10 protein-coding genes and 3 pseudogenes are annotated in these 18,327 nt (G+C 32.7%); 4 read left to right on the forward strand and 9 right to left on the reverse strand.

Translation table 11 applies throughout. The features are described 5' to 3' along the window. Nucleotides 1-17: 17 nt before the first annotated feature. Nucleotides 18-2,351, reverse strand: coding sequence for a tetratricopeptide repeat protein (locus P5P89_RS21010; protein ID WP_278010088.1), 2,334 nt, complete (start codon nucleotides 2,349-2,351; stop codon nucleotides 18-20). Next, nucleotides 2,344-3,528 carry an AAA-like domain-containing protein gene (locus tag P5P89_RS21015; protein ID WP_278010089.1) on the reverse strand — a complete coding sequence of 395 codons (1,185 nt, stop codon included), beginning with the start codon at nucleotides 3,526-3,528 and terminating at the stop codon, nucleotides 2,344-2,346. The genes P5P89_RS21010 and P5P89_RS21015 overlap by 8 nt, the downstream gene beginning before the upstream one ends. A gap of 213 nt (nucleotides 3,529-3,741) precedes the next feature. On the opposite strand from P5P89_RS21015, the pseudogene recG reads away from it, so the two are divergent. The 4 genes and pseudogenes from recG (at nucleotide 3,742) to P5P89_RS21035 (ending at nucleotide 7,730) form a co-directional block, all read left to right on the forward strand. After that, nucleotides 3,742-5,849 (forward strand): annotated as a pseudogene (recG, locus tag P5P89_RS21020) (ATP-dependent DNA helicase RecG). Between the two features lie 121 nt (nucleotides 5,850-5,970). After that, nucleotides 5,971-6,804, forward strand: a complete 834-nt coding sequence (prmA, locus tag P5P89_RS21025; protein ID WP_278010090.1) for a 50S ribosomal protein L11 methyltransferase — start codon at nucleotides 5,971-5,973, stop codon at nucleotides 6,802-6,804. A gap of 35 nt (nucleotides 6,805-6,839) precedes the next feature. Then, nucleotides 6,840-7,115 (forward strand): ATP-dependent Clp protease adaptor ClpS, encoded by a 276-nt coding sequence (locus tag P5P89_RS21030; protein WP_223678613.1) that lies wholly within the window; start codon nucleotides 6,840-6,842, stop codon nucleotides 7,113-7,115. A gap of 156 nt (nucleotides 7,116-7,271) precedes the next feature. Next, nucleotides 7,272-7,730: a 2-dehydro-3-deoxyphosphooctonate aldolase gene (locus tag P5P89_RS21035; protein WP_278010091.1), complete on the forward strand. Its 459-nt coding sequence runs from the start codon at nucleotides 7,272-7,274 to the stop codon at nucleotides 7,728-7,730. 71 nt (nucleotides 7,731-7,801) lie between these two features. Here P5P89_RS21035 and acs read toward each other — a convergent pair whose 3' ends face one another. The 7 genes and pseudogenes from acs to P5P89_RS21070 all read right to left on the reverse strand — a co-directional run bounded on the left by acs (nucleotide 7,802) and on the right by P5P89_RS21070 (nucleotide 18,271). Further along, complete coding sequence (gene acs / locus P5P89_RS21040) at nucleotides 7,802-9,712, reverse strand: acetate--CoA ligase (protein ID WP_278010092.1); 1,911 nt, start codon at nucleotides 9,710-9,712, stop codon at nucleotides 7,802-7,804. Between the two features lie 475 nt (nucleotides 9,713-10,187). Continuing rightward, a pseudogene (gene ilvC, locus P5P89_RS21045) lies at nucleotides 10,188-11,655 on the reverse strand (ketol-acid reductoisomerase). Between the two features lie 49 nt (nucleotides 11,656-11,704). After that, nucleotides 11,705-12,229, reverse strand: coding sequence for an acetolactate synthase small subunit (gene ilvN, locus P5P89_RS21050; RefSeq protein WP_223678617.1), 525 nt, complete (start codon nucleotides 12,227-12,229; stop codon nucleotides 11,705-11,707). A gap of 6 nt (nucleotides 12,230-12,235) precedes the next feature. Beyond that, on the reverse strand, nucleotides 12,236-13,924 hold the full coding sequence (gene ilvB, locus P5P89_RS21055; RefSeq protein ID WP_278010093.1) for a biosynthetic-type acetolactate synthase large subunit: 1,689 nt from the start codon (nucleotides 13,922-13,924) through the stop codon (nucleotides 12,236-12,238). Between the two features lie 41 nt (nucleotides 13,925-13,965). Continuing rightward, nucleotides 13,966-15,663, reverse strand: a complete 1,698-nt coding sequence (ilvD, locus tag P5P89_RS21060) for a dihydroxy-acid dehydratase (RefSeq protein WP_422851771.1) — start codon at nucleotides 15,661-15,663, stop codon at nucleotides 13,966-13,968. Between the two features lie 269 nt (nucleotides 15,664-15,932). Beyond that, nucleotides 15,933-17,051: a 3-isopropylmalate dehydrogenase gene (leuB, locus tag P5P89_RS21065; RefSeq protein WP_278010094.1), complete on the reverse strand. Its 1,119-nt coding sequence runs from the start codon at nucleotides 17,049-17,051 to the stop codon at nucleotides 15,933-15,935. 43 nt (nucleotides 17,052-17,094) lie between these two features. After that, nucleotides 17,095-18,271, reverse strand: a pseudogene (locus tag P5P89_RS21070) (2-isopropylmalate synthase). Nucleotides 18,272-18,327: the final 56 nt, after the last annotated feature.

Raw genomic sequence — 18,327 nt, forward strand, 5'->3', positions numbered from 1 at the left:
GGAATATTTAAAATTTTTTACAAGTATTCATATTTTTTTTGTCTTTCTGAAATTTCTGAAATTACATCATTTACGGTTACTGAAATTTCTGGTGGGATTTTCAACTCTAAATTTTCTTTACTTAAATTATTCAAAATTAATGTAACATAGTACAATATAGCATATCTTCCCTGTAATTCCTCGCCAAATTCTTCATTGTTAAAAAGTTTAAGTATTAATCTTTTTTGTTGATGAATTAGTAATTGACAAATGATAAGATCTAAATTTTCGAAATGATTTTCTTGAAAATCATTAATTAACCTTCCCTCTAAATTATCAAATATACCATTCCAAACTTCTATAATAATTTGGGGCTGAACAGCTTTGGACTCAAAATTTATCTTATTGTATTTTTCAATTAATTCTAATGATTTTTCTTTATTGTAGTTATTAAAATAATACTGAATCGCTAAATTATTCATAGCGTGATCATCATTTTTTTCAATTGCTAAAAGATAATATTTTTCTGAAAGTTCATAATTTTCATTTTCATCATATAATAATGCTAAATTGTATAATGCATCATCATTCCCACTTCTAATTGCCTCTAAATAATATTTTTCAGCATCTTTTACTTTTCCTTGTTCATGAAATAATAAACCCAAATTGAAATTAGAATCAGGATTATTGTTATTCTCAATTGATAATAGATAATATTTTTTTGCTTCTGAATATTTCTTTTGCTGATGAAACAATACAGCTAAATTATACGTTTTGTTTAATTTTCCTTTTTCAATAGCCAACAACAAATATTTCTCGCTATTCTTTTTATCATTTGAATGAAAATACAAATCACCTAACAAACTAAATTTAATTCCATCTTCTTCATTTTCTATCTCCAGAATAAGTTTTATTGCTTCTTGATTCTTTTTTTCTTTTATTAACTTACCAACTTCTTTTCTAATTATACTATATTTTTTAGGCAATTCTAATAAATTGTCATAATTGTGTTCATCATTTAAATTTTCCGTTAGCTCGATAATTGTATCCCTTTCAAATATTGAAATATATTTACATTGACTTAATGCTTTTGAGACAACTAAAGCTTGGTTATAACCTAATTTATTAACCTTTAAATTATGAATATGTTCATCTGCAAGTTTTTTAAAATCATTCACATCATACCAATTCTCTAAAAAAATACTCAACCATTTTGCTTTTCTCTTTTGCTCAGGATTGCCTTGAGTTATTATAAGCCACATGTTAAAAAACCGCTCAGAAATCCTATATAAATGATTTCTTTTTGAAGTCTCAATTTTTTCAACTATTCCTTTATCAATAAGTGTTTTTAAGTTGGCAGAAATAAGTTTACTCTCCATCCTGCATTTTTCAACCAATTGTTTTGTTGTACATGCTTCCCAAATAAAAGCCATTTCAGAAATTATTTTACGCAACTGTGGTGTCAAATAATTCAATCTCTCCTGATATAATGGTGTTGTATTATCCATCACTTTTCTCAAATACTCATATCCGTATAATTGAGAATTTTGCAATAATATTTGAATAAAAAACTGCAAGGTTCTAGGCAATCCATCCGTCAAAATTCTGATGTTCTCTATTTTTCCACGATTATGCTCAACATAATCTTTCAATTCAGGAATCTCTAAGCTTAAACTCCAATGATTAATTAAGGTATTAATCTCTTCTGAACTCAATGCTTCCAAACGATGTCTCCTGAAAAATTCATAAAAAGGCTTGTCATATTGCCAAAAATGTTCATCCATTCTGGTACTGCCGGCAATAATCTGAATATCATTATAGTTTATCAGAGTTTCTCTTAATAAGTTTCCATCATCAGTAAAATTCTCAACAATTCTATCAAAATTATCCAAAAGAAGAACTATTTTCTTATTTTCATTTGAACAAATCTCATGAATAACTTGGTATAAATATCTGGTAAACTCTTGTTCTAATTTGAACTCTTTAAAATCTTTTAATTTTAGTTCTAAATTCAACTTACAAATTAACTCTTCTATTACCTGTTCCCACAAATCAAATAATCTGTAAATACCTGCTTGCTCTTCTGCTAAATTTACGGCAATATATTTGGTGCTAAATTGAGATTTTTCATCAATCTCAATTTGAATTCTTTTCAGTAAAGTTGATTTTCCACTACCGCGTCTTCCTAAAATCAACTCATGCTGTAATGGATCATTATTACCTTTATTTTTTAAAGAATTTATAATAGTTTCAAATTCATTTACTCTAATTATAAAATTCCTTTTTACAGAATCACTATCACTATTTGCTGACTGATACAAATTAAGTTGTTCTAAAAACCAAGTTCCTTTATTTTTTTCTTTATTATCCATTGTATACTGGGTTATCTAATTTCCAAAACTCTTTTAAAAACGGTGAAATAAAAATATACTTATTATTACTTTCAACTATATAACCATCTTGAGTTAAGTCTTTTATAAAACTCATATAGTCTTCTTCTTTATCAAAAAATTGGGCTTTATTGTAAATTTCCTGAATTGTAATTTGATCCCTATGTGCTATATGTTTAAGTATGTCATTAACAAATTTAAAATCGTCTTTTGGCAGATAATCAGACAACCTTTTTTTCCAATCACTAAAATAATCGTTGTTTCTTATAATACTATTGAAAGCATTATCAATATCTATTTCAGAAATAATAACATCCCTATTTTTCCTTGCAGTTTTATCTATTTCATCAAGCATCAAATTAATGAAATAAGGTACAAAATATTGAATTTTAGTTCTCAAATACTCCTTTAATACATCACTAAATAATACCGATGCTTCGGCAGTTGCCCAGTCAATATAATTATCAACTTCATTTTCATTTAAAGGCTGATAATATATTTTATTTAAATCATTAATATCAGATGTTCTCCCATCTATTAAATTCACAACGTAATGAATCCCTACAGAACCAGCTAATACAAATTGTAGTTTCTCATAACCATTTTCCTGCCTCCATTGTCGCAAATTTTTAATGATACTTTTAGCAATATCATTATTCCCTTTTTTATGTAAATTATGAAGAACTTCAGGTAATTCATCAATTAGTAAAACAATTGTCTCTCCGTTAACATCTAGCTTCGGTATTAGATTATTGATTTCATACAAATAATCGATTTCATTGTCTTCAATCGTTATTCCACCAGACCAACTTATTTCCGTAATTTTCTTTTGCTTAAAGTAATCAGTAATTAATTGTTTATTACTTTTAAATTTGTTTAAGCATTTTATTATAAGCTCATAAATTGTTTTATAAAATTCCTTTTCGGTATCAATACCCTGAACATTTCTAAAAATAAGTTTATAACCAGATTCCGTATTTTCAATTAAGTATTTCATAACAGATGTCTTACCTACTCTTCTTGGCGCCGCTATTAATACATTATTACCTTTTTTAATTTCTGACCAAATTTCATTTTCTATATATTCCCTTCTATAATAATATTGACCTGTAGCATCCTTTCCTATTATTATTTTTGGTGCATTCCAACCGTTTTCCATTTGACAATAAATTTACTGTTTATTTATTTTGACAACAAATATACTGTTATTTTAATTTAACAGCAAAATAATTGCTAAAAACAAAATCACAAGCTTTCAAATTTCCTAATTAAAATCTATCTTCGCTATTCTAAAGATAAAATGTAAAACTTAGTTATTTTTTGAATATCTAAGACAATCTAAAATCTATAATCCAAGAAGTCTAAAAAAGAAATGTCCAATAATCTCCTTGATACCCCAATCGAATACTTAAAAGGCGTCGGCCCTAGTCGCGGCCAATTACTTCGCAAGGAATTAGGTATTCATAAATACGGTGATTTAGTTAATCTTTTTCCAAACAGATACATTGACAGGACTCGATATTATAAAATAAACGAACTTCAAAACACAGGGTCTGAAGTGCAGATTATTGGCAAAATTATACATATCAAAACGGTTGAATTTGCTAAAAATAAAAAGCGTCTGGTTGCTACTTTTGCAGATGAGACCGGACAAATGGATTTAAACTGGTTTCAGGGCCATAAATGGATTCGGGAGAGTTTAAAACTGAATGAATTATGTGTCATTTTTGGAAAATGCTCTTTATATGGAAACCAGTTTAGTATGGCACACCCCGAGATTGAGCTTTTAAGTGAGCATGAAAAAAGCCTTCGCTCTGCTATGCAGCCGGTGTATCCTTCAACAGAAACCCTGACTAACAGAGGGATTTCAAACCGTACGATTAACAAATTGATGGAACAGCTTTTCATCGAAACACAAGTTTTGTTTACTGAAACCTTTCCTGCTTATTTAATTGAAGAATTAAAATTAATTTCAAAGAAAGCAGCTTTATTCAACATTCATTTCCCTAAAAGTGCCGATATTTTGGCAAAAGCCCAATTCCGCTTAAAATTTGAAGAATTATTTTTTATTCAGTTACAGTTAATTACCAAAAACCTAATTCGGAAACATAAAATTAAAGGACATCCATTCACAAAAGTGGGCGAACTCTTCAATGAATTCTATCAAAATCATTTGCCTTTTGAGCTTACAAATGCACAAAAAAGAGTAGTAAAAGAAATTCGTTCAGATATGGGTAGTAATGCCCAGATGAATCGATTATTACAGGGAGATGTAGGTTCCGGAAAAACAATTGTAGCTTTCATGAGTATGCTTCTGGCAATTGATAATGGCTTTCAGGCTTGTTTAATGGCTCCAACTGAGATTTTGGCCAATCAGCATTTTATCGGCTTATCTGAATTAGCAAAAACATTAAACATCAATATTAAAATATTAACCGGTTCTACTAAAACTGCAGTCAGAAAAATCATTCATGAAGAGCTTGAAAATGGTTCTTTACATATTTTAATTGGCACACATGCCTTATTGGAAGATAAAGTAAAATTTCAAAATTTAGGATTAGCCGTTATTGATGAACAACATCGTTTTGGTGTTGAACAGCGATCAAAATTATGGAAGAAAAATGATATTCCACCGCATGTTTTGGTAATGACCGCCACTCCTATTCCGAGAACTTTAGCAATGAGTTTGTATGGGGATTTAGACATTTCGGTAATTGATGAATTGCCTCCGGGCAGAAAACCTATTCAGACGGTTCATCGATATGATAGCAACCGACTGAAAGTCTGGAAGTTTCTGCGTGATGAAATTGCTAAAGGGAGACAGATTTATATCGTTTATCCATTAATTCAGGAATCTGAAAAAATGGATTTTAAAGATTTGATGGATGGTTATGAAAGTATTTCACGTGATTTTCCGCTGCCACAGTATTCTATTTCAATTTTACACGGAAAGATGAAACCTGCCGATAAAGATGCTGAAATGAAGCGCTTTTCAGAAGGAAAAACAAATATTATGGTTGCCACAACGGTCATAGAAGTTGGTGTAAATGTTCCGAATGCCAGCGTCATGATTATCGAAAGTGCTGAACGTTTTGGTTTATCTCAGCTACATCAATTGCGTGGACGTGTAGGTCGTGGCGCTGAGCAAAGTTATTGTATCCTGATGACAAGCCACAGACTCAGTTCAGACAGCAAAACCCGAATGGAAACAATGGTACAGACCAACGACGGCTTTGAAATTGCAGAAGTTGACCTGAAACTGCGTGGTCCGGGCGATATGATGGGAACACAGCAAAGCGGAGTACTCAATCTTCAAATAGCCGACATTGTGCGTGACCGCGATATTTTGAGTTTAGCCCGAAACTATGCTATGAAGATTTTAAAAGAAGATGGGCCTTTACAAAAACCTGAACATGCTGTATTAAAAGCCGTTTTTATAGAATTGACAAAGAAAAAAACATCTGGAATTATATCAGCTAACAATTTAAATCACTAAAAACATCAAAAAAAGCCGATATTTTGTTTTTTCAGAATTAAAATAATTACAAATTATTTATAAAGAAGTCTGCTTTCGATTCTTACCTTTGCAAAAAAATTATCTATGTCAAATATCTATTTAGGGTATCATTTTTCAATTGAGCCCAAAGAACTGGGATCGGAAATATTAATTGCCGAATTGGGCGAAAAAGCTTTCGAGAGTTTTACCGAAACTGAAAACGGGATTTCGGCTTTCGTAAAGAAAGATTTATGGGACGAGAATATTTTAGATGACATTTATATTTTACAATCGGAAGAATTTAAAATCGAATATACGATTGAAGAAATTGATCAGGTAAACTGGAATGAAGAATGGGAAAAGAATTTTGAACCCATTGATGTAGATGGAAAATGCCATGTTCGCGCTCCTTTTCACCCAAAAACTGATGCGGAATTTGATATCGTAATCGAACCAAAAATGAGTTTTGGAACAGGTCATCATGAAACAACACACATGATGATTCAGCATTTATTAGAAATGGATGTGCAGGGTTTAAAAACTTTAGACATGGGTTGCGGAACTGCTATTTTAGCTATTTTGGCTGAAATGAAAGGTGCACAGCCTATAGATGCCATAGATATTGACAATTGGTGTTATTTGAATTCTATTGAAAATGCAGAACGTAATAATTGCAGCCACATAACCGTTTATGAAGGAGATGCAGCCTTATTGACTGATAAAAAATATGATTTGATTATTGCAAACATTAATCGTAATATTTTGTTAAACGATATGCAGTCTTATGTAGATTGCCTGAATTCACAAGGAATCATCCTTTTCAGTGGTTTTTATGAAGAAGACATTCCATTCATTGATGCCTCTTGTACTGATAAAGGATTAACTTATGTTAAAAAGTTTCAAAGAAACAACTGGGTTTCATTAAAATACGTAAATTAGTTAATAGTAATTGCCACAGTACAAAATTTAAAATCATGAGTACTAAAGAAAAAGTAAGAGAAAAAGTTCGCGAAAAAGAAGCTGTAGGTTTTAATAATGAAATTATAGTTTATAATGACGATGTAAACACTTTTGATCATGTAATTGATACTTTAATGCGTGTTTGCAGCCATACAGCAGAACAGGCAGAACAATGTTCCCTAATTGTACATTACAACGGGAAATGCACAGTAAAAACTGGTCCAATAGATAAATTAAAACCACAATGCACGCAACTTTTAGAAGCAGGACTTAGCGCCGAAATTGTTTAAATTCAAATACAAACATTAAAAAAAGGCATTCTATTTTATTCTAATTGGTGAATAATATAGAATGTTTTTTTTAAGTTGAAGGCACAATATTTGCTTATCCTGTCGGCATGATCTAAAATCTTTTTACATTTGTATTAACAGCAATACTAAAAATCGATGAAAAAAATAACTTTACTTATTGTTTTATTAATTACAGCAGTTTCATGTGTAAGTACAAAATCGACATTAAAAAATGTAGATGATAATGCTCCTGACTTGGTTTTAAGCAAAAATAATACGTTTATTATCAAAGAGTTCAGCAAAGACAAAAAGTATGGTTATAACCCTAATTATCCTATCAATATTTTCTTCAGAAATACCAAAGACGAAGCAATAAATGAAACCCGTTTTTTAAATGCTTTAGCGGGGCCAAATGGTGAAAAAATCACTTATACAAGATTAGAGACCTGTTGCCCTTTTCCAACTAAACGAAGTGACATGGGGGCAGGATTTTTAAATGTATATGAATTGAAATGGGAAGGACAGAAAAAACCGGTTACACTCTATCTTAATATTTATGAAAAAGGCATTCTAATGGTTCCAATGGGATTAAGTTTAAAGAAAGAAAACAATTAGAACAGATTATAAAAAAAGGAAGCCGTTTCTAATTGAAACGGCTTCCTTTTGCAAATATTATTTTAAATAGATTAAGAAATTCTTTCATTCATAATACCTTCAACAACTTCAGGATTTAATAAAGTTGAAGTATCTCCAAAGTTAGAAAAATCTCCCTCAGCTATTTTACGCAAAATTCTACGCATAATTTTACCTGAACGCGTTTTTGGTAATCCTGACACAAACTGAATTTTATCCAATTTAGCAATTGGCCCAATGTGATCAGCAATATACTGATTGATTTCTTTTGCTAAATTTTCTTTATTTCTAACTTCACCTGTTTCTTTTAAAATTACGTAGCCATATAAAGCATTACCTTTTATATCATGCGGGAAGCCTACAATTGCTGATTCAGCAACTGCAGGATGCTCATTTATTGCATCTTCAATAGGTGCTGTTCCTAAATTATGTCCGGATACAATAACAACATCATCTACCCTGCCTGTAATTCTATAATATCCAACTTCATCTCTTAATGCACCATCTCCTGTAAAGTATTTACCTGGAAAAGCAGAGAAATAAGTTTTTTTATAACGCTCATGATCTCCCCAGATAGTTCTGGCAATTCCAGGCCATGGAAATTTAATACACAAACTACCTACTACCTGATTACCTTCAATTTCATTACGCTTATCATCCATAAGAACTGGCTGAATTCCTGGTAAAGGCAATGTTGCATATGTAGGTTTTGTTGGTGTAACAAAAGCAATTGGCGAAATCATAATTCCACCCGTTTCTGTCTGCCACCAGGTATCTACAACCGGACATCTCTTATCTCCAACGTGATCATTAAACCAGTGCCAGGCTTCTTCGTTGATTGGCTCTCCAACAGAACCAATAACCTTAAGTGATTTTAAAGGATATTTTTGAATATAATCAAGGCTTTCTTTGGCTAAAGAGCGAATTGCTGTTGGGGCAGTATAAAATTGTGTAATTTTATGTTTTTCAATAATCTCCCAGAAGCGGCTAAAATCAGGATATGATGGAACTCCTTCAAAAATTACAGTTGTTCCTCCATTCAGTAATGGTCCGTATAAAATATACGAATGCCCTGTAATCCATCCGATATCTGCTGTACACCAGAAAATATCATTCTCTTCATGACTGAATACATTTTTAAAAGTATAAGCAGTGTAAACCATATATCCTGCTGTAGTATGTACCATTCCTTTTGGCTTTCCTGTAGAACCTGATGTATATAAAATAAATAAAGGATCTTCTGCATCCATGATTTCGGCTACGTTATAATCAAGGGCTGCATCTAACAAAGGCTGTAACCAAACATCACGGCCTTCCTGCATTTTTATTTCAGTTTCTGTTCTTTTTACAACTAAAACTTTAGAAACCGATGGACAGCTTTCCAACGCTTCATCCACTATTCCTTTAAGATCAATAGTTTTATTTCCTCTGTAGCCACCATCAGAAGTAATCACCATTTTACATTCACTGTCGTTAATTCTTGCAGAAACTGCTGAAGCTGAAAAACCTGCAAAAATGACAGAATGTATTGCTCCAATTCTGGCACATGCTAAAACTGCTACAGCGAGTTCCGGAATCATTGGTAAATAAATACAAACTCTATCCCCTTTGGTTACGCCCTGCTCACGCAAAACATTAGCCATTTTTGAAACTCTTTCATATAGTTCATTATAGGTAATGTGTATTGCTTCCTCAGAAGGATTGTTCGGTTCGAATATTATTGCCGTTTTTTCTCCTCTTTTACTCAAATGTCTGTCAATACAATTCTTTGTAATATTAACTTTGGCCTCTGTAAACCATTTCACTTCTGCTTCAGCCATGTTAAAATCAACAACTTTTTCCCATTGCTGGTACCATGTAAAGTTTTCTTCAGCAATTTTACCCCAAAACTTCCTTGGCTCTCTTATTGACTTATTGTAATGTTTAAAATATTGTTCTAAATTTTCAATTTTATAATAACTCATAGTTGTTGTAATTTTTTTATAAATGTATTAAATAACAACGTATTCTTAAAATTATTTAATTCATAAATTTTATTAAAAAAAAACAAATCATAAAAAAAACATATCGATTTAATGAATTTAATATAAAAAATAAAGTTTTAATCAAAAAAACATATTACAAAAAAAGGTATGATATATAAATATCACACCTTTTAATTTTAACAATTTCAATAACAATTAATTTTTTGCTTACCTTTTTCATGTATGAAAATAACCAAGCAACATTATTAATTATAACAAGAAACTTCTACAAATATATATACTAAATAAGATTAGGGATTACTTCACTTAACCCTTTATTAATTTGAGTTAAGTGAATGTAACATGCGCCATATCTGTTATTATCTTAATAAGTGCTTACTAATTCAAAATATTATATAAAAACTAAGATACAGTGCAAAATCCCAACACACAAACGTGGTGTGTAATATTTATATTATCCTATTTTTTTCATTGCTGTCATAGACTCTCTTAACCAAGCTCCTACTTCTTCGATAGGGTGCTGGCGAATTTCTTTATTTACAGCAATCAAAACAGCGTTATCTACTGCGTTTGAAGTTGAAAATGGTTTTCCAATAATGTTAGTTTCTACTTTTTTCATAAACTCAGTCAATAATGGCTTACAAGCATGATCAAATAAATAACATCCATACTCCGCTGTATCGGAAATAACGCGATTCATTTCGAATAATTTCTTTCTGGCTATAGTGTTTGCGATTAATGGTAATTCGTGCAATGACTCATAATATGCTGATTCTTCGATAATACCTGCTTCTGTCATAGTTTCGAAAGCTAATTCAACTCCAGCTTTAACCATTGCAATCATTAATACCCCATTATCGAAATATTCCTGCTCAGAGATTGGAGCTTCTTGGGGAGCAGTTTTTTCGAAGTTAGTTTCTCCGGTTGCAGCTCTCCATTTTAACAAATTAATATCATCATTAGCCCAGTCAATCATCATTGTTCTTGAGAACTCCCCAGAAATAATATCATCCTGGTGTTTTTGGAATAACGGACGCATGATATCTTTCAATTCTTCTGCTAATTCATAAGCTTCAATTTTTGAAGGATTATTTAAACGATCCATCATATTTGTAATACCTCCATGTTTCAAAGCTTCTGTAATAGTCTCCCAACCGTACTGAATTAATTTTGAAGCATACGCAGCATCAATTCCTTTTTCAACCATTTTATCAAAACATAAAATAGATCCTGTTTGCAATAATCCGCAAAGAATTGTTTGCTCACCCATTAAGTCTGATTTTACTTCAGCCACGAAAGATGATCTCAAAACTCCTGCTCTGTGTCCTCCTGTTGCAACAGCATAAGCTTTTGCCTGGTCCAAACCTAAACCGTTTGGATCATTTTCAGGGTGAACAGCAATAAGAGTCGGTACACCAAAGCCTCTTTTATATTCTTCACGTACTTCAGAACCTGGACATTTAGGCGCACACATAATTACAGTGATGTCTTTACGAATCTGCATTCCCTCTTCAACGATGTTAAATCCGTGAGAATATGCTAAAGTGGATCCTTGTTTCATTAATGGCATAATGGCATTTACCACAGCAGTATGTTGTTTGTCCGGAGTTAAGTTACAAACTAAATCAGCAGTTGGGATTAATTCTTCATAAGTACCTACTTTAAATCCATTTTCAGTAGCATTTTTAAAAGAAGCTCTTTTTTCAGCAATTGCATCTGCACGTAAAGCATAAGAAATATCAAGACCTGAATCTCTCATGTTTAAACCTTGATTCAAACCTTGTGCTCCGCAACCTACGATTACGACTTTTTTCTGCTAATGCATCTATCCCATTTGCAAATTCAGATTGCTCCATAAATTCGCAAACCCCTAATTGTTCTAATTGTAATCTAAGTGGTAATGTGTTGAAATAATTGGCCATTTTTTTTAATATTTAATATGTATGATGTTTAAATTTGAATGCTTTTTAACTATTTTAATTCATTTAATAATAATGATGAAATTTCCATTTTTTCTTTTGAAACGGAAATTCTTCCAGAACGCACAAACTGCATAATTCCGTAAGGTTTAAATTTGGCGTATAATTCTTCAATTTCAGAGCGCCTGCCTGATTTAGAAATCACAAAAAAATCACGGGAAACAGTCACTATTGTAGATTGACTTTCTTTAATAATATTCTGAATTTGTTTTTCATCAAATAATAAACTTGAAGCAATTTTAAATAAAGCGTTTTCTAAATAAATTGTTTCTTCATCTGTATGATAAAATGCTTTGATAACTTCGATTTGTTTTTCGATTTGTCCAACAATGTTTTTAACCCATTTCTCCGTGGTTTCAACTACAATAATAAATCTCGAAACATTTTCTATTTCTGACTCTGAAACGTTTAAACTTAATATATTGATGTGACGTTTTAAGAATATTCCTGATATCCTATTAAGCAAACCCACATTGTTCTCTGAATATACCGATATGGTAAATGTTTTTTCTTCCATGTCTTTTTAACTTAATCTGATCTCTGAAACACAAGCTCCCGTTGGAATCATCGGAAACACATTATTTTCTTTTTCTACCATAACTTCAAGGAAGTACGATTCTTTTGAAGCAAGCATTTCTGCAACAGCTTCATCCAGTTCTTCTCTCTTAGTTACTTTTCTTGATTTAATGTAATACCCTTCTGCAATAGCACAGAAGTTTGGATTAATCATTACTGTAGAAGCATATCTATAGTCAAAAAACAATTCCTGCCACTGACGCACCATTCCAAGGAATTCATTGTTAAGTACAACAATTTTTACCGGAACTTTTGTCTGGTGAATTGTACCCAGCTCCTGAATATTCATTTGAAAACCTCCGTCACCAATTACAGCAACAACCTCACGGTCTGGTCTTCCCATTTTAGCTCCGATAGCGGCTGGTAAAGCAAATCCCATTGTTCCTAATCCACCAGAAGTAACATTACTCTTAGTTGTATTGAATTTGGTATAACGGCAGGCAAACATTTGATGTTGGCCAACGTCAGAAACCATTATAGCATCTCCTTTCGAATGCTTATTAATCATTTCAATAGTTTCACCCATTGAAATACCTTTACCATTTGTTGGAGCTAACTCCTCATTAATAACCGCATCACATTCAATTTTATATTTTTCTTTGAATTCATTATGCCATTCTGAATGTGATTTTTTATCAATTAATGGAATTAAAGCAGTCAATGCTTCTTTCACATCAGCTAAAACTGCAACTTCGGTTTTTACGTTTTTATCTATTTCTGCAGGGTCAATTTCAAAGTGTATTACTTTTGCCTGTTTAGCATATGTAGCTAATTTTCCGGTAACACGGTCATCAAAACGCATTCCCAATGCAATTAAAACATCACATTCGTTAGTTAAAAGATTCGGCCCGTAATTACCATGCATACCTACCATCCCTACATTTAAAGGATGATCAGTTGGCAATGCTGAAAGTCCTAAAATAGTCCATGCAGCAGGGATTCCGGATTTCTCAATTAATCTTTTTAATTGTTCTTCAGCTTCACTTAATATAATACCTTGTCCAAAAACAATAAATGGTTTTTTTGCATTATTTATTAAATCAGCAGCTTCTTGTACTTTTTTACTATCCAATACCGGTTTTGGATGATAACTTCTAATTCCGGTACATTTTTCATAACTAAACTCAAACTCATCAAATTGAGCATTTTTAGTAATATCAATTAATACAGGTCCCGGACGACCAGAACGTGCAATGTAAAATGCTTTCGCAATAATTTCAGGAATTTCATGAGCTTCAGTAATCTGATAATTCCATTTAGTTACCGGAGTTGAAATTCCGATAATATCAGTTTCCTGAAAAGCATCTGATCCCAGTAAGTGCTTTCCAACCTGGCCTGTAATACAAACCATTGGTGTTGAGTCAATTTGAGCATCTGCAATACCAGTTACTAAATTAGTTGCTCCCGGCCCTGAAGTTGCAATTGCTACCCCTACTTTTCCCGTAGCTCTTGCAAAACCCTGCGCTGCATGTGCTGCCCCTTGTTCATGACGTACTAAAACATGGTGCAATTGATCCTGAAATTTATATAATTCGTCGTAAACTGGCATGATTGCACCCCCAGGGTAACCATAAACCAAGTCAACTCCTTCTGCTAATAAACATCTAATAACGGCTTCTGCCCCTGATATTTTCATTTGTTTTCTTTTTAAATCCCTTACATCTATCATCTAAGATTTTAAGAGATAGTTTTTATTAAATTATTTGTCGGTAACACATCCATGTGAGGCACTGGAGACCGAACGCATATATTTAAGTAAAACTCCTTGTGTAATTCCGTTTTCTGGTCTCTTCCAGTTAGCTTTTCTTTTGCTAACTCTTCATCAGAAACTTTCATATTTATAGTGTTATTTACAGCATCGATTGTAATAACATCACCATTTTCTATTAATGCAATCCCACCGCCTTCATAAGCTTCCGGAGTTACGTGCCCTACTACAAAACCATGTGAACCTCCGGAGAAACGTCCGTCAGTAATTAAAGCTACAGTACTTCCTAATCCAGCTCCCATAATAGCAGAGGTTGGTTTTAACATCTCCGACATACCAGGACCACCTTTTGGACCACAATAGCGAATAATCACTACATTTCCTGGTTTAACTTCACCCGCTTGTATTCCTCTAATTACATCTTTTTCACCTTCAAAAACTACAGCTGTACCTTCAAAAAATTCTCCTTCTTTACCACTAATTTTAGCCACACAACCTTCAGTTGCTATGTTTCCGTAAAGAATTTGAATATTTCCCGTTGCTTTTAATGCTTTTGAAATTTCAAAAACTACTTGCTGACCGTCATGCAAATCAGGCACTGAAGCTAAGTTTTCAGCAATTGTTTTTCCTGTTACAGTTAAACAATCACCATGCAGGAAACCTTCTTTTAACAAATATTTCATTACTCCAGGAACACCACCTACATTGTGTAAGTCTTCCATCAAATATTTACCACTTGGTTTCAAGTCGGCTAATAATGGTGTTTTATCACTGATATCCTGAAAATCTTTTAATGTTAATTCAATACCTACTGAGTGCGCCATTGCAATTAAATGCATAACTGCATTTGTAGAACCACCTAAAACAGCTACCATCGTAATTGCATTTTCGAATGCTTTACGAGTCATAATGTCTCTAGGCTTAATATCTTTTTCTAATAATATTCTAATTGCTTTACCTGCATCAACACATTCTTGTTTCTTTTCAGGACTTAAAGCAGGATTAGAAGAACTGTAAGGCAAACTCATTCCTAATGCTTCAATCGCTGATGACATTGTATTTGCTGTGTACATTCCTCCACAAGCACCTGCACCCGGACAAGCATTTTGAATTACTCCTTTGAAATCTTCAGGAGTAATTGTATTCTTAATTTTTTTACCTAAAGCCTCAAAAGCAGAAACTATATTCAAATCTTCGCCTTTCCATTTTCCCGGGTGAATAGATCCTCCATAAACCATAATTGAAGGACGGTTTACCCTACCCATAGCCATTAAAGCACCAGGCATATTTTTATCACAACCAGGAACCGCAATCATCCCATCATACCATTGTGCCCCCATTACAGTTTCAATAGAATCTGCAATAACATCACGAGAAACTAAAGAAAAACGCATCCCGTCATTACCATTAGAAATACCATCACTAACACCGATAGTGTTAAAAATCAAACCGACCAAATCAGCATCCCAGACCCCTTTCTTAATATCTTTAGCCAGGTCATTTAAGTGCATGTTACACGGATTTCCGTCATAACCCATACTCACAATTCCTACCTGCGCTTTTTTAAGATCCTCTTCTGTCAAACCAATTCCGTAGAACATTGCCTGTGAAGCTGGTTGAGTTTCATCTTGCGTGATTGTTTTGCTGTACTTGTTTAATTCCATTATGTATTATTTGTAATTTTCTAAATTTTATTCCTAAAAAAAACCTCCCAACTATGTGGGAGGCTATAATATATCTTTTCAATTATATTTATACCATTCCCTATGCAGATGTGCTATACACATTGACAATAATGACAGAAGTAATAATAATTGAGATTTGCATCATTTATTTTTTGATGCCACAAAAGTAGTAAAACTGATGCGATCAAAAAAACAAAAACTCAACATTTTAAACTCTTCTTGTTAATTATTGCATTATTTAACAAAAAATATTAAACAATCGTAGATTGTCCGAGATGAACGTTGTCATTATTAAAATACAGTAAATCATCTTTGCTAAAAATAAAGTTAGAAACAAACTCTCCAACCTCATTAGTTCCAAATTTTGAATCAGATTTTAAATCTATTGTAACCACCTTAAATTCAATCGCTTTTTCTACAGCCTTATAAATCACATTTGCTTCCTTAGACAACCCAAAGTGTTCTAACAACATTCCTGCTGATAAAATTGAAGCTATTGGGTTAGCAATATTTTTACCTTTTGCCTGAGGATAAGAACCGTGAATAGGTTCAAAAAGTGCATTTTTTTCTCCTAACGAAGCAGAAGCCAACAAACCAATAGATCCGGTAATTACACTGGCTTCATCAGATAAAATATCCCCAAATAAATTCTCTGTCAAAATCACATCAAATTGTTTCGGATTCAGAATCAGCTGCATTGCGGCATTATCTACAAATAAAAAGTCTAAAACTACATCCGGATAGCTTTCGCCAACTTTCTGAACAACTTTTCTCCATAATCTAGAGGTTTCTAAAACATTTGCTTTATCAACCATCGTTAACTTTTTACGGCGGCTTTGAGCAGATTTAAACGCTAAATGTGCAATTCTTGTGATTTCTTCTTCTGAATACTCACATAAATCTGAAGCATGTGTTCCATCTTCATTTAGTGTTTTTGCACCAAAATAAGCACCTCCGGTTAATTCCCTAAAAATAGTAAAATCAGCACCTTCAATGATTTCTCTTTTTAAAGGAGAAGATTCGATCAGTGATCTATAAGGCTTAATTGGACGTATATTAGCAAATAGACCAAGTGCTTTACGAAGTTTTAGTAATCCTTGCTCAGGACGAACTTTTGCATTTGGATTATTATCATATTTAGGATCACCGATTGCCCCAAACAAAACCGCATCAGTATTTAGACAAAGATTTAGTGTTTGTTCTGGCAGTGGATTTCCTGTCTTATCAATAGCAATTGCCCCCATGAGAGCTTCTTCAAAAACAAATTCGTGATTATATACTTCGCCAATTGCATACAATGCTTTTTTAGCTTGTGCAATTACCTCCGGTCCAATTCCGTCTCCTGGTAAAACTGCTATTTTCAAATTCATAATGCCTCGTTCTTTATGTATTTAAAATCTGTTTTTTTACTAATTAACTTCTTATTAAATCTCCCTGAATTTTTGAAGCTTCAATAATCTGATGAATATCTTCGTCTAAAACTTCTTTTTTAATATCCGCAAATTTCAAAAACTCAATATAAACAGTATCCAATTGTGTTTTAGTAAGCTCATAACCTACTTTTTTTGGCTCTGTATGCCAAAGCTGCACGTCCGCTTCTTGCGGTTAATATAATTGAAGATTCATTAACACCAACATCAAGCGGATCCATGATTTCGTAAGTTGCTCTGTTTTTGATTACACCATCCTGATGAATTCCGGAACTGTGCGCAAATGCATTGGCTCCAACAATAGCCTTATTTGGCTGAACAATCATTCCCATACTTTCAGAAACCAAACGACTCATTTCGTTCAATTCTCTTGTATTGATATTTGTATCTAAGTTAAGATAAGGGTGTTGTTTAAAAATCATCACCACTTCTTCAAGGGCTGTATTTCCGGCTCTTTCACCAATACCATTAATAGTACACTCAATTTGTCTTGCTCCGTTGATAGCTCCTGCAATTGAGTTGGCAGTTGCCATTCCTAAATCATTATGACAGTGGCATGAAAGAATTACATTCTCAATACCTTTTACGTTTTCTTTTAAATATTTGATTTTTGCCCCATACTCTTCAGGCAGACAATATCCGGTTGTATCCGGAATATTTAATACAGTTGCACCTGATTTTATTACCTCTTCACAAACTTTTGCAAGAAAAGCATTATCAGTTCTACCTGCATCTTCTGCGTAAAATTCTACATCTTCAACATATGATTTTGCATGAGAAACTGCAGATTTTGCTCTTGCGATAATATCTTCTGGTGTGGTATTTAATTTATGGAGTATGTGAGATTCTGAAGTTCCGATTCCAGTATGAATCCTAGGTCTTTTAGCATGCTTTAAGGCAGCCGCCGCAACATCAATGTCGTTTTTTACAGCTCTTGTAAGCCCGCAGACCGTTGCATTTTCTACAATTTTACAAATCTCAGAGACCGATAAAAAATCGCCCGGACTTGACACAGGAAAACCTGCTTCGATGATATCAACTCCCATTTTGTCTAGTCGTTCTGCAATAACCAATTTTTGATTGGTATCTAACTTACATCCTGGAACCTGTTCTCCATCACGCAAAGTGGTGTCAAAAATTTGAACTTTCTCTCTATTCATATTCATTTATTTAATGTAATTTCACATCTTGAAACAAATATATATTGTACTTCTTA

This window comes from Flavobacterium gyeonganense (genome assembly GCF_029625295.1).
Lineage (GTDB): Bacteria > Bacteroidota > Bacteroidia > Flavobacteriales > Flavobacteriaceae > Flavobacterium > Flavobacterium gyeonganense.